The 9878-nt window shown below is 71.0% G+C and carries 11 protein-coding genes; 4 read left to right on the top strand and 7 right to left on the bottom strand.

Annotated features, from left to right (window positions below):
* Positions 1-94 precede the first annotated feature (94 nt).
* The 5 genes from OO60_RS05490 to OO60_RS05470 all read right to left on the bottom strand — a co-directional run bounded on the left by OO60_RS05490 (position 95) and on the right by OO60_RS05470 (position 5360).
* Complete coding sequence (locus OO60_RS05490) at positions 95-646, bottom strand: hemerythrin domain-containing protein (protein WP_004559799.1); 552 nt, start codon at positions 644-646, stop codon at positions 95-97.
* 54 nt (positions 647-700) lie between these two features.
* Positions 701-1879, bottom strand: a complete 1179-nt coding sequence (locus OO60_RS05485) for a permease (protein WP_004559798.1) — start codon at positions 1877-1879, stop codon at positions 701-703.
* A gap of 3 nt (positions 1880-1882) precedes the next feature.
* A complete protein-coding gene (locus tag OO60_RS05480; RefSeq protein ID WP_004559797.1) occupies positions 1883-2746 on the bottom strand; it encodes an NAD(P)-dependent oxidoreductase in 864 nt (287 codons plus the stop codon).
* A 41-nt stretch (positions 2747-2787) separates the two neighbouring features.
* Positions 2788-4158: an NAD-dependent succinate-semialdehyde dehydrogenase gene (locus OO60_RS05475; protein ID WP_004559796.1), complete on the bottom strand. Its 1371-nt coding sequence runs from the start codon at positions 4156-4158 to the stop codon at positions 2788-2790.
* An 80-nt stretch (positions 4159-4238) separates the two neighbouring features.
* Positions 4239-5360, bottom strand: a complete 1122-nt coding sequence (locus tag OO60_RS05470; RefSeq protein ID WP_004559795.1) for an epoxide hydrolase family protein — start codon at positions 5358-5360, stop codon at positions 4239-4241.
* Positions 5361-5441: 81 nt separating this feature from the next.
* Between OO60_RS05470 and OO60_RS05465 the strand changes: the two genes are divergently transcribed.
* The 4 genes from OO60_RS05465 to OO60_RS05450 all read left to right on the top strand — a co-directional run bounded on the left by OO60_RS05465 (position 5442) and on the right by OO60_RS05450 (position 8612).
* The gene (locus OO60_RS05465) at positions 5442-6389 is read left to right on the top strand and encodes a GlxA family transcriptional regulator (protein WP_004559794.1); all 948 of its coding nucleotides are present in this window, start codon (positions 5442-5444) and stop codon (positions 6387-6389) included.
* Positions 6390-6463: 74 nt separating this feature from the next.
* Complete coding sequence (locus OO60_RS05460) at positions 6464-7162, top strand: alpha/beta fold hydrolase (RefSeq protein WP_004559793.1); 699 nt, start codon at positions 6464-6466, stop codon at positions 7160-7162.
* A gap of 73 nt (positions 7163-7235) precedes the next feature.
* Positions 7236-7688, top strand: a complete 453-nt coding sequence (locus tag OO60_RS44425; protein ID WP_240490874.1) for a carboxymuconolactone decarboxylase family protein — start codon at positions 7236-7238, stop codon at positions 7686-7688.
* A gap of 108 nt (positions 7689-7796) precedes the next feature.
* Complete coding sequence (locus tag OO60_RS05450; protein WP_004559792.1) at positions 7797-8612, top strand: helix-turn-helix domain-containing protein; 816 nt, start codon at positions 7797-7799, stop codon at positions 8610-8612.
* A gap of 106 nt (positions 8613-8718) precedes the next feature.
* Here OO60_RS05450 and OO60_RS47060 read toward each other — a convergent pair whose 3' ends face one another.
* A complete protein-coding gene (locus tag OO60_RS47060) occupies positions 8719-8874 on the bottom strand; it encodes a hypothetical protein (RefSeq protein WP_004559791.1) in 156 nt (51 codons plus the stop codon).
* Positions 8875-8992: 118 nt separating this feature from the next.
* Positions 8993-9757, bottom strand: coding sequence for a DUF1206 domain-containing protein (locus OO60_RS05445; protein WP_004559790.1), 765 nt, complete (start codon positions 9755-9757; stop codon positions 8993-8995).
* Positions 9758-9878: the final 121 nt, after the last annotated feature.

Here is a 9878-nt window from a genome sequence, read left to right as displayed (position 1 = left end):
GCGCTGGGCATGACCGTCCGCTTCGACCCAATCCCCACCTGACACAAGACCAGACCAACCCCATCTCCACCAGCGAGTCTCGTTCATCTTCGTGTCAGTCCTGTTCCTTGAGGCTGCCGATACCGAGCGAGGCGTCGGCGGGACGGTCGCCGAGCTCCTGCTCGACGTACTCCTGCGGGTCGAGGTCGCTGACGTCGAGGTCGCGGGCGCCTTCGTGCTGCCGCTTGAACTCGAGGAACCGCCGTCCCAGCTCTTCGCGCAGCCCCGGGTCGGCGTGCCGGCGGAAGTCGGCGAGGCCCTCGTCCTCCTCCTCGGCCATGTGCTCGCTGTTGGCGAACCGGGCCTTGTTCACCGCTTCCTGCCACGCGGTGCTGCCGACGGGGTGCAGGGCTGCCTCGTGCACGCCGTCGCGGATGTCGTTGTGGTCGCCGATGGCATCGAGGGTCTCGGCCTCGGCGTCCTCACCGCGGCGCAGCAGGTGGGGGTAGAAGATCTCCTCCTCGGCGCGGGCGTGCACGTCGAGCAGGTCGGCCAAGGGCTGCCAGACCTCCGCCAGGTCGGCGGGGTCGGTGAGGTCGTCGAGCCGGGCGAACTGGCGCCGGAACCAGTCGTGGTCGTCGAGGATGAGGCTGGTGATGTCGGCCATGCCGCTCTCCTACCCCGGATGGGCGGTCCGGGAAACCGGGACACGTCCCGAAGTTCACCGGTCCGGGTTACGGCCGGGTTCCGGCCCGGACATCCCGCTCGCCGGGGCGCCGTTCATCATCTTGAGCATCGGCAGGCCACCGGTGCGGGCGAACCGGACCAGCAGGAGCCCGGCGAGCAGCAGGAAGGCGATGTTCAGCCAGGTCGTGTAGTTCCACGAGATGCCCCGGTCCAGCACGGTGGCGTCCCGCGCCTCCGGGGTGAGCCCGGTGACGCCGAAGAGCAGTTCGACGGCGTAGCCGGCCACGACCATCGCCGCGTAGAAGGTGCCGAGCAGCACCAGCATCATGCGGGTGCCGTAGTACTTCCGGTAGATGTTGAGGATCGGCAGGATCAGCAGGTCGGCGAAGAGGAACGAGACGACGCCGCCGAAGCTGATGCCGCCGTTCCACAGCACCGCCGCCAGCGGCACGTTCCCCACCGAGCAGACGAACGACAGGATCGCCACGACCGGTCCGATCAGCGGTCCCCACACCGCCGACAGGACGGGGTGGCCTTCGAAGAACAGGGCGTGCCACCACGAGTCCGGCACCCACGCCCCGACCGCGCCGGCGATGAGCAGTCCGACCAGCAGATCGCGCAGGATCGCCGCCCACTCCATGACGAACACGTGCGCCACGGCGGTGAAGCCGTCGCCGGAACCCAGCCGGGACAGGAACGACCCCTCGCGCCGGACGGACATGTCCATGGCCGCGTGGCCTTCCATCGACCCGGCCAGGCCGCGCTCGGCCTGTTCGCGGGCCGCGTCGAGCAGCCGTTGCCGGACGAACAGCCGGAACAGCACGGCCAGCGCCACGATCATGATGGGGCCGCCGAGGAACTCGGCGAGGGTGAACCGCCAGCCCAGCAGCAGGGCGAGGATGACGCCGAGTTCGGCGACGAGGTTGGTGGAGCCGATCTCGAACGCCATCGCCGCGGTGAAGTGTGCGCCCTTGCGGAACAGCGAGCGGGCCAGCGCTACCGCGGCGTAGGAACACGACGACGAGGCGGCGCCCAGCCCGGCAGCCACCGCGAGGGTGCGTGGCCGGTCGTCGCCGAGCAGGTTCGCGACGGTCGTCTTGCGCACCACGGCCTGCACGACCGCGGACAGCGCGAAGCCGAGGATCAGGGCCCACAGGATCTCCCAGAGCATCGAGCCCGTCATGGCCAGCGCGCGGCCGATCGCGGTCCACATCTGTCAGTGCGACCCGGTGACGACGTGGACGACCGCGGCCATGTCCTCATCGCCGTGCTCGTCCTCGGCGGCGGCGTACTGGGCGTGCATGGCGGCCATCAGCCGGTCGTCGACACCGGCTTCGCGCATGGCGTCGAGGATGAGGGCGCTGTCCTTGACCGCGCCGCCGAGACCGAACGACGGCTCGAGCTCGTCGGAGATCATGGCCTTGCCCTTGAGCTGGGCGTAGGCGCAGTCGAGCGGACCGCCGGCGATCACGTCGAGGAACCCGCCGGGATCGATGCCGAGGCGGTCGGCGAGCGCGACGCTCTGCGCCGTGGCGGCGGTGACGGAGAGGACCCAGGCGTTGGCGGCGAGCTTGAGGCGGTGCCCGTCGCCGGGCTGCTCGCCGACCCAGACGGTGCGGGCGCCGACGGCGTCGAAGACCGGGTTCACGGTGTCCTGGAGGCCGGCGGGGCCGCCGGCCAGGACGATGAGCTTGCCTTCTTCGGCCGGTTGCCTGGTGCCGAGGACGGGGGCGTCGACGAACGGGGTGCCGTGCTCGCGGGCCAGCTCGGCGAGGCGGGCGGTGCCGGCCAGGCCGACGGTGCCCGACTGGACCCAGACGGTGTCCGGCCCGAAAGCGGGCAGGGCCCGGCTCATGACGCCGGCGACCGCGTCGACGTCGAAGAGCATGGTGAGCACGACATCGGCGCCCGCCACGGCTTCGGCCGGGTCCTCGGCGACGGTGATGCCGGCATCGGCCAGGGGGCGGGCCTTTTCGGTCGTGCGGTTCCAGGCGGTGACGTCGAATCCGGCGCCGGCGAGGGTGCGTGCCATGCCGCTGCCCATGAGTCCCGTGCCGAGCACGGCTGCGGTCTTGGTCATGCTTCGGCGGTACCCGCCTCGGGCGTGGGGAAACCCGGTCGTCAATCGATCCAGACGGTCTTGGCGTTGACGAAGGCCCGCGGGCCGAAGCCGGCCAGCTCGCGGCCGTAGCCCGAGTTCTTCACGCCGCCGAAGGGCACTTCCGGCGTCGACTCGGTGAACCTGTTGATGTAGATCATCCCGGTTTCGACTTCGGTCACGAACCGCTGCTGCTCGGCTTCGTCGCGGGTCCAGGCGCTGCCGCCGAGGCCGAAGGCCGAGTCGTTGGCGATGCGGATGGCGTCGTCGGCGTCGCGGGCGGTCCACAGCAGCGCGACCGGGCCGAAGAACTCCTCGCGGTGCCCGGGGGACCCGTCGGGGATGTCCGTGAGCACGGTGGGCTCGAAGTAGTTGCCGGGCCGGTCGATCGGGTGGCCGCCGGTCAGCAGGCGGGCGCCGGCCGCGACGGTGTCCGAGACCTGCTTGGCCAGCGTCTCGACGGCGTCCGGCGAGGACAGCGGGCCGAGGTCGGTGTCCTCGGCCATCGGGTCGCCGATGCGCAATCCCGCCAGTTCGGACACCAGGCGGCGGGTGAACTCCTCGGCGACCTGCTCGTGCACGATGAAGCGCTTGGCGTTGATGCACGACTGGGCGTTGTTGAGCATCCGCGAGGTGACCGCACCGTCGACAGCGGCGTCCAGGTCGGCCGACGGCATGACGATGAAGGCGTCGCTGCCGCCCAGCTCCAGCACGCTGGGCTTGACGTTCTGCCCGGCGCGGGCGCCGACCTGCCGGCCGGCGGGCTCACTGCCGGTGAGGGTGACCGCGCGGACGCGGTCGTCGTCGATGATCGCTTCGATCTTCTTCGAGCCGACGAGCAGGGTCTGGAAGACCCCTTCGGCGAAGCCGGCGCGGCGCAGGACGTCCTCGATGGCCAGCGCCACCTGCGGCACGTTGGAGGCGTGCTTGAGCAGGCCGACGTTGCCGGCCATCAGGGCCGGGCACGCGAACCGGAAGACCTGCCAGTACGGGAAGTTCCACGGCATGACGGCGAGCACCGGGCCGAGCGGTTCGTACCGGGTGAAAACCTTCGCGCCGGCGTCTCCGACGTCGTGGGGTTCGTCGGCGAGCAGGGCTTCGGTGTGGTCGGCGAACCAGCGGCAGCCCTTCGCGCACTTGGCCACTTCGGCCTTGGCGGAGGCCAGTGTCTTGCCCATCTCGAGGGTGGCCAGGCGCGCCAGCTCGTCGGTCTCGGCTTCGAGGATGTCCGCGGCTCGCCGCAGCCGCTCGGCCCGCTCGGCGAACGACGTGCGGCGGTGGTCCCGGAAGGCGGCCGCGGCTCGCCCGATCTTCCGCTCGACCTGGGCGTCGGTGAGCTCGTCGAAGGTGCGCAAGGTTTCTCCGGTGGCCGGGTTGACGGACGCGATGGCCACGGGGGCCTCCTCGGATCGGGGTACGGTTCGCACCCCGGGTTCCCTCGGGCGCCGAGCGGAAACCGTGCCCGCCCTCGCCGTCAGCGGAACAGCCGGAAGAACCCGCGCACCTGCTCGATCAGCGACTCCGGTTGCTCCAGCGCGGCGAAGTGGCCCCCTCGCGGCATTTCCTCGAACCACCGCAGGTCGGTGAACCGCAGCTCGGCTTCCCGTCGCGACGGGCGGGTGATGTCGCGGGGGTAGATCGACAACCCGGAGGGCGCGGTGACCTTGTCCCGGAAGCGCGCGAAGCTCTCCCAGTACAGGCGCGCCGAAGACGTGGCCGAGGCGGTGAACCAGTAGACCGAGATCTCGTCGAGGATCTTCTGCCGTGACACCGCGTCCTCGTGGTCGCCGTCGTGGTCTGTCCAGGCCTGGAACTTTTCGGCGATCCAGGCGGCCTGGCCGGCGGGGGAGTCGGTGAGGCCGTAGCCGAGCGTCTGCGGCCGGGTCGCCTGGATCGCCGAGTAGCCGCGTTCGGTGCGCTGGAATTCCCTTTCGGCCTCGAGGTTGGCCAGCTCCGATGGCGTCGGGTCGTCGAACGTCCCGGCCGCGACGGAACCCAGGTTCAGGTGCACGGCGGCGACGCGCTCGGGCGCCACTTCGCCCAGCGCGCCGGAGACGGCCGAGCCCCAGTCGCCGCCCTGCGCGCCGTAGCGGTCGTAGCCCAGCGACGTCATCAGCGTGTCCCAGGCGCGGGCGATGCGGGTGACGCCCCACCCCGTCGTCGACGGCTTGTCGCTCCAGCCGTAGCCGGGCAACGACGGCGCGACCACGTGGAACGCGTCCGCCGGATCGCCGCCGTGGGCGCGGGGGTCGGTCAGCGGGCCGAGGACGTCCAGGAATTCGAGCACCGAACCCGGCCAGCCGTGGGTGAGCACGAGCGGGAACGCGCCCGGTTCGGGCGAGCGGACGTGCAGGAAGTGGATGCCCAGCCCGTCGATCGTGTCGCGGTACTGCGGGAAGGCGTTCAGCCGGGTGGCGAATCCGAAGTCGTAGTCCTCGGCCCAGCTGCGGCACAGCTCCCGCGTGTAAGCCAGCGGGATTCCCTGTGACCAGCCGGCCACCGGCTCGGGCTCGGGCCACCGCGTCCGGCGCAACCGGTCACGCAGGTCCGCGATCTCGGCTTCGGTCACGCTGACCTCGAACGGCTCGGCGGTCATGGCGCGGCTCCTTTCGTCGGCCGGCGCAGCCCGCGGTGCGAAGAAAGTGGCAGCATCGACCAGCGTCACTACGATACTGCCATGACCCGGCACCGGATGGTGGTCGTCCTGCTCGAGGACGTCCTGCCCCTCGACTACGCGATCCCGATCCACGTGTTCGGCCGCGAGGCGCCGGAGGCGTACGACCTCGTGACCGTGTCCGTCGGCGGCGGTCCGGTGCCGGTGGCCGGCGGGACCACGGTGGTGCCGGACGGCGGCCTGGAGCTGCTGCGCCGGGCCGGCACGATCGTCGTGCCGGGTTACGCCGACGCCGCGGGGCGTGAGCTGCCCGGTTCCCTGCTGCGAGCCCTGGCGGGCGCGCATCGGCGGGGTGTCCGGATGGTGTCCATCTGCTCCGGGGCGTTCGCCCTGGCGCGGGCCGGTGTCCTCGACGGGCTGACCGTGACCACCCACTGGTCGCTGTGCGCGGACCTCGCGGAGCGCTTCCCCGCGGTCACGGTCGATCAGTCGGTGCTCGTGGCCGGCACCGGGTCGGTCCTCACCTCGGGTGGGGTGACCGCGGGCGTGGACCTGTGCCTGCACCTGCTGAACGCCGACCTGGGGCCGGCGGCCGCGCGGCACATCGCGCGGCGCATCGTCATGGCGCCGCGGCCGGCGAACGGGCAGCAGCCGTTCGTGGAGAAGGCCGCCGTCCCGCCCGGTGACGACGTCATCGCCCAGGCCCAGCAGTGGATGCTCGTGTCGCTGGAGCGGCCGCTGTCGGTGAAGGAGGTCGCGACGCGGTTCGCCCTGTCGGAACGGACGTTCCACCGGCGGTTCCGCGAGAAGGTCGGCCTTCCTCCGTTGACGTGGCTGCGCGATCAGCGCATCGCCAGGGCCAAGGAACTGCTGGAAGGCACCGAACTGTCCATAGAGGACGTCGCACGCCGGGTCGGGCTCGGCACGGCGGCCAACCTGCGCGTGCAGTTCCGGAGCGTGACCGGTGTTTCGCCACGGGAGCACCGGAAGTCCTTCACCTTCGGTGCGTGACGATGGCGGGAAGCTTTCGATAGTCGGCAGTAGTGCCAGTGTCCGCGGGTTCGGGCCGAGCCCAGACTGGAGGCATGAACCAGCCGACCTTCGTCCTCGTCCACGGCGCCCTGACCGATGCTTCGGTGTGGCGCCGGGTTTCCGTGCGCCTGCAGGACGCCGGGCGCACCGTCATCGCGCCGTCGCTGCCCATGCGGGACTTCGACGGCGACATCGCCTACCTCAAGCAGTTCCTCGGTACGCTCAGCGGCCCGCTCGTGGTCGCCGCGCATTCCTACGCCGGATCCGTCATTTCGGCCCCCGGTGCCCTGACCGACAGTGTCCGCTCGCTCGTCTTCGTCACGGCTTTCCAGCAGGACGCGGGCGAGACGGCCGGGGCGCTCAACGGGAAGTTCCCGGGCAGCCTGCTGACCCCGGAGAACCTGGTCGTCCGCGCATACCCCGGTGGCGTGGAGGTCTACCTGCGGCCGGACAAGTTCGGCGAGGTCTACGCCGGCGACGCCGGTGCGCGTGACCAGAAGGTCCTCGCCGCCGCGCAGAAGCCGTTCGACCCGGTGACCCTGGAGGGCAGCTTCGCGAACGCAGCCACCTGGCACACCGTGCCGTCGTGGGCGGTGGTGTCCACACAGGACAACTCCATTCCCGCCGAGGCGCAGCGGTGGATGGCCGAACGAGCCGGTTCCACCGTCGTCGAGGTCGATTCTTCGCACGCCGTACCGCTGGTGCATCCCGAGGTGGTGGCCGAGACCATCCTCAGCGCGGCGCGGCGGTGAGGGAGGTGCCTCGCGGCGATGTTTACCTCCGAGGGAATTGGTTCGGCGCACGCGGTGCTGCAAACTCCCAGCCATGACCACTTACCGGATCCACACCGCCGACACTGCCGACGAGGCCGCGAAGGAGCCGCTCGAGGTCCTCGAAAGCGCTTTCGGATTCGTGCCCGCCGCCGCGGGACTCATGGCGAACTCGGCGGCGTTGCTCAACACCTTCTTCTCCGCCTTCGGGCACTTCCGGGGCGGAGGCACGTTCGGCCCGGACGAGCGGCAGGTCCTGCTGCTGTCCAACGCGGTCGCCAACCGCAGCGCGTGGGCGGTGGCGTTCCACACGCTGGAGTCGCTCCAGGACGGCGTCGAGCCGGCGGTGGTCGAGGCGATCCGCCGGGGGGAGGTGCCGCCGGACGAGCGGATGGCGGCGTTGTCGGCGTTCACCCGGTCGCTGATCGAGAAGCGGGCCACGTCGGCGACGCGGAGGTGCAGGCGTTCACGGCGGCGGGCTTCACCGAACCGCAGGTCTTCGAGGTGATCACCGCGGTGGCGATCTCGGCGATGACGAACTACACGGCGAACCTTGCCGAGCCGCCGCTGGAGGACGCCGTGCTGCCCCACGCCTGGAAGACGGGATACTGAACGGGTGCCTGAGGTAGGGCCCCTGCTGAAACACTGGCGCGCCACCCGGCGGCTGAGCCAGCTGGCTCTGGCCGCCGAGGCGGCCGTGTCGGTCCGCCACCTGAGTTTCGTCGAGACGGGACGGGCGAACCCGAGCCGCGCCATGGTGCTGAAGCTCGCGGAAGTCCTCGACGTCCCGTTGCGGGAGCGCAACACGCTGTTGCTGAGCGCCGGGTTCTCGCCCGAATACGCGGAGTCCGCATTGGACGCACCGGCTCTCGCGGCGGTGCGAGAAGCGCTGGAGACCATTCTCGCCCAGCAGGAACCGTTCCCGGCGCTGGTGATGGACCGCAGCTGGGACATCCGGCACACCAACACCGCCGCCCGGCGGTTCTTCGCGTTCCTGCAACGGGGGCAGCCGGGGAACCCGCCGGGGCCGGCGAACGTGCTCCGCAGGATGTTCCACCCCGACGGTGTGCGGCCGCACGTCACGAACTGGCTGGAGGTCGCCGAAGCGCTGGTGCGGCGAGCCCGGCGGGAGGCGATCGGGGGTGTCCTCGACGAGCGGGCCCAGGGGATTCTCGACGAGGTGCTGGCCTACCCGGGCGTGCCGTCCCACCTGCGGGTGGTGGACGCGACGACGCCGGTCCTCCCGATCGTGCCGATCCGGTACGAGCACGCCGGCCGGCGGTTCGACTACTTCTCCACGGTGACCACACTGGGCACGCCGCAGGACGTGACCCTGCAGGAGCTGCGCATCGAGTGCTTCTTTCCGACGAACGACGAGACCCGGGAGCACGCCCGCGAGCTGGCCGCCCCGGGACGGTCGAACGGCGATTGATCACGACCGGCCCGTCGAACCGGCCGGGCCGAGCTTGCCTCGAACCTTGCGTCCCTTCCGGAGCCGAAGGGTCGAACCTCCGGCCCCGGAAGGAAGAGGGCGCGGCTCAGTACCAGTGCGCGCGTCCGCCGATCTTGCGGCCGGTTCCGCCGAGGATGGCCAGGGCGACACCGGCGACGGCGAGGACGATGCCGATCGTGTACAGCACGGGGATGCCGATCACGAAGCCGAGGATGAGCAGGATGACGCCGAGGATGATCACGGTGGGGGAGCTCCTTTTCCGAGAGGGCGGCGCCCGGGGTGGGTGCCGGCTCGACTCGGCCCGGGAGTGCCCAGGACCTCGTCCGTCCAAACAGGTGTTTTCACCCTGGTGAGGTGCGTCAAATCCGGCGGTAGCGGCTTTCGAGCAACGCGAACACGCCGAAGACGGCGATCCCGGCGGCCAAAGCCAGCAGCAGTGCCTGGCCGTACGGCTGCACCGCGAGTGTCTTGAGCGCCGGGTCCAGGCCGCCGGCTTTGGCGGGGTCGTAGTCGACCGCGGCCACGATGAACATCGCGCCCACCGTGCCGTAGGCGAGCGCCATCGCGGACCAGCCCACCTGGCCGAGTCTTTCCGCCGACCGCCGGACCGTCCGGGACGTCCCGGCGAGGTCGAGGTCGTGGACGAACTTCTTCCTGATCCCGCGGTAGCCGAGGAAGGCCGCGACCGCGATGACGCCGCCGCCGGCCGTGATCACCGCGGCGGCTCCCCAGGGTTCGGCCAGCACCGTGGCCACCACCGAGCCCGCTTTGCCGGAGCCGCCGATCGCGGTCTTCCCCGCGCTGTAGGCGACGAGGCCGTACAGGACGACCTCGACACCGCTGGCCGTCCGCCGCACCCACCGCCGTCGTGGTGCGGCGTGCCGGTGGCCCGTGATCGCCTCGGCGAGTTGCCACAACGCGAGCAGCCCGGTGCCGGCGGCGATCAGCCACAGCAACCACGCCCCGCCGTTCGACGCGACGATCTGCAGGGCGCCGGCCTTGTCGGCCTTCTCGTTGTCGCCGAGGGCCACCTGCGCCGCCAGCCACGCGACGACGAGGTGCACGAAGGCGTAGCAGGTCAGGCCGATCCGGGCGATCAGGGTGAAACCTCTGAATTCGGGCACCCGGGGATCCTCGTCCATCCCGGCCCGGATGACCAGGCGTCTGTGCGGAGGCCACAGCCCGGCGGGCGGCCCCGGTCCCGGCGTGTGCGCCGCTGTGCGCGCTTGACACCCCGTACCAGCG

The organism is Amycolatopsis vancoresmycina (assembly GCF_000716785.1).
In the GTDB taxonomy this organism is placed as follows: domain Bacteria; phylum Actinomycetota; class Actinomycetes; order Mycobacteriales; family Pseudonocardiaceae; genus Amycolatopsis; species Amycolatopsis vancoresmycina.
Note: the sequence above shows the minus strand (reverse complement) of the source record. Positions and strands in the feature narration are given on the sequence as shown.

Coding starts and splice junctions, on each gene's coding strand:
- OO60_RS05460 (WP_004559793.1), top strand. CDS start 6,464: ATGAACCAGCCGACCTTCGTCCTCGTCCACGGCGCCCTGACCGATGCT.
- OO60_RS05485 (WP_004559798.1), bottom strand. CDS start 1,879: ATGTGGACCGCGATCGGCCGCGCGCTGGCCATGACGGGCTCGATGCTC.
- OO60_RS05490 (WP_004559799.1), bottom strand. CDS start 646: ATGGCCGACATCACCAGCCTCATCCTCGACGACCACGACTGGTTCCGG.
- OO60_RS05470 (WP_004559795.1), bottom strand. CDS start 5,360: ATGACCGCCGAGCCGTTCGAGGTCAGCGTGACCGAAGCCGAGATCGCG.
- OO60_RS05480 (WP_004559797.1), bottom strand. CDS start 2,746: ATGACCAAGACCGCAGCCGTGCTCGGCACGGGACTCATGGGCAGCGGC.
- OO60_RS44425 (WP_240490874.1), top strand. CDS start 7,236: ATGACCACTTACCGGATCCACACCGCCGACACTGCCGACGAGGCCGCG.
- OO60_RS05465 (WP_004559794.1), top strand. CDS start 5,442: ATGACCCGGCACCGGATGGTGGTCGTCCTGCTCGAGGACGTCCTGCCC.